Here is a 2546-nt window from a genome sequence, read left to right as displayed (position 1 = left end):
AGACTTTACATTTTGCAAATGATTCACAGCTAAAGATATACCATTTACTACATCTTCTAAATAAATAAAATCAAACACACATTCCTTACCTTCTATTCTTATAGGTTCGCTTTTAATGCATTAATACAAAATGCAGGCACTACTCTACTATCATGATCTAATAAACCACCATATACATTTGAAAATCTTAAAACTGCTACATTAAAACCAGTATTTTCTAAATCTACTATAAACTTTTCTATTAATACTTTGCCATTAGCATAATTATTTACTGGGTTTAAAGAAGCAGATTCTTTTACTGGTAATTTGCTTTGTGCCCCGTATACTTCTCTGCTACTTCCATAAATAAACCAAGGTTTATGAGGCATGATCTTACATAGTTCTAAAAAGTTTATTGTTTCTGCAGCATTAACCTTATTACATAAATCTGGATATTGCTCTCCATGAATAACTCTTGAAATTCCTGCGAGATGGATAATACCACTGCATTCATTAAGCAATGGTATTATCTGTTCAGAATAAAAACTTAGTGGATTATCCCTTAACCTTATATCACAGGAAATTATTTCATAATCATGCTTTTCTAATCTCTCTAGTAAAGTTGATCTAATTAAACCAGCTGCTCCTGTTATCAATATTTTATTCATGCTATGACTCAAGTTTTTATATCTTTAACCCCAACTGTGGAAGACACTAGCTGAACAGCTGAAGCTATTAGGATATTTTAGAGTTTTAACCAAAAAATGTTACCCTAGTAGACTTCTTTCGAAACTCCTGTAAGATTTAAGATCACAATATGAGCTAAAAGTTTGAGTAACATAGACAAAAATATTTGTTTTGGGCTTAGTTGCTAGATATAATTTTAGTTTCAAATAATTAGTTTCGAAGGAAGTCGAATGAACATAGATTACCATAGTTTATTCTGTTTTGTCGATGATTTTTATAAAGAATTTGAGCCATGGTATAAAAGTTTCTACCACCTTGCAAAATAAATGTCACTGTCAATTATAGAAAGATGGTTCTGTTGCATCTAAACATGGATCGTGCTAGGAAGAGCAACTGTATCAATTTTTATCCATTGCTAACAATAGGCCTCTTGTTTTAAATTTTTTATGCCATGTTGCCTTTAGAGTTATAGATTTATTATTACAATAACTTGTACGCTGGGTCATTAATATATGAGTATAATAGAAGAATTTAGTTGAAAAAGTTATTTAGTCCATCCTGATCTGTCAACACTTTTCTGGATAGTTTGTTATGCACATTTTTGTATTTCTTCGTACTTTTACTGGTGATAGATAATCGTTAGCAGAATGCATTCTTATACGATTATAAAATACCTCTATATATTCAAATATGGCATGTTTTGCTTCCTCCCTAGTTTTAAATTTGTGTTGAAACACTAATTCTGCTTTTATAGTATGAAAGAAACTTTCAGCAACAGCGTTATCCCAACAATTGCCTTTACGACTCATACTCTGTTTAATACCATGTTGTTTTATAATTTTAAATGACTCTAAGCACAATGTTGGCTACCTCTATCAGTATGCCAAATAAGCCCTGTCGGTGGCTTACGTTGCCATACTGCCATTAATAAAGCATTATTAACCAAATCAGCCTTCATATTATTATTCATAGACCATCCTATAATTTTTCTAGAAAATAGATCAATAACTGTTGCTAAATATAGCCAACCTTCACTAGTTGGTACATAGGTTATATCTCCAACCCAATAACAATTAGCATCAGGAACTTTAAATTTTCTATCCAATAAATTAGGAGCAATTTGTTTGTTATGAATAGAGTCAGTAGTGGCTTTAAAGTTACGTTAAGTTTTACATATAAAACTAGCTTCTTGCATTAGTCTTGCAATACGCCTCCTACTAACAATTATACTTTGCCTAGATAGCTGCTGTTTAATACGCGAGGTTCGTATTAAGATGCCTAAACTATGGTTAATGAATATGCTATAATCCTTATCCTTTCAAGGTTTGTAAGAGGTGTGACAAGTTTTACAATTTAGTATATATAGTCAGAAAAGACAATTTACTAAAAAGTTATGCAGTTTTAAGTACATTTTATAACAAAAACAGTATTATCAAATTACCCGTAACCCAGTTACTATCAGCTATTCGGTTCCTCTATTAATACGAAACTGGCGTTAATAACTAATTTTATCAGCGGAATTATTATTATGATCCAACAACCAATTAAGGTTGGTGATATGAGTGCAATAAAAGGAGCTGTGGGCAAAGTCACATCAATACCCAGGTAGCACGCCAGAGGAATGCCCAACTTGGGCAAAGGTCTGGCAAACATAAGGGCCCAACTTTGGCGCAGTTAGGTTTTTGCGCCATGGCACTCATCAGTGCCAAAGTACGGTGCCTAACTATAGCCTTAGTTGGGCGATCCTAGGGCATGCGAAAGTTTGGCTCTTCTTTGCTACGCCAGAGGAGTGCCAAAGTTGGTGTCATACTTGAGCCATAACCGCCATAGTAAATCCTAATACTGGGAATTGCGGGGCATGCCAAGGTTTGGCGTTTCTC

4 protein-coding genes are annotated in these 2546 nt (G+C 33.5%); 1 reads left to right on the top strand and 3 read right to left on the bottom strand.

What is annotated here, in order from left to right:
• Window positions 1-98 precede the first annotated feature (98 nt).
• From REIS_RS10265 to REIS_RS13710, 3 genes are all read right to left on the bottom strand, one after another.
• Window positions 99-647, bottom strand: coding sequence for an SDR family oxidoreductase (locus REIS_RS10265; protein ID WP_241760980.1), 549 nt, complete (start codon window positions 645-647; stop codon window positions 99-101).
• Window positions 648-1232: 585 nt separating this feature from the next.
• Window positions 1233-1526, bottom strand: coding sequence for an IS3 family transposase (locus REIS_RS17640; RefSeq protein WP_040614924.1), 294 nt, complete (start codon window positions 1524-1526; stop codon window positions 1233-1235).
• Window positions 1517-1771, bottom strand: coding sequence for a DDE-type integrase/transposase/recombinase (locus REIS_RS13710; protein ID WP_160143017.1), 255 nt, complete (start codon window positions 1769-1771; stop codon window positions 1517-1519). Before REIS_RS13710 ends, REIS_RS17640 begins: the two co-directional genes overlap by 10 nt.
• A gap of 372 nt (window positions 1772-2143) precedes the next feature.
• Here REIS_RS13710 and REIS_RS16610 point away from each other — a divergent pair, with 372 nt between their 5' ends.
• Window positions 2144-2275, top strand: coding sequence for a mechanosensitive ion channel domain-containing protein (locus tag REIS_RS16610; protein WP_160143019.1), 132 nt, complete (start codon window positions 2144-2146; stop codon window positions 2273-2275).
• Window positions 2276-2546: the final 271 nt, after the last annotated feature.

This window comes from Rickettsia endosymbiont of Ixodes scapularis, from assembly GCF_000160735.1.
GTDB classification, from domain to species: Bacteria; Pseudomonadota; Alphaproteobacteria; order Rickettsiales; family Rickettsiaceae; genus Rickettsia; species Rickettsia tamurae.
The sequence above is the reverse complement of the archived record's forward strand: the minus strand, read 5'-3'. Positions and strand labels throughout refer to the sequence as shown.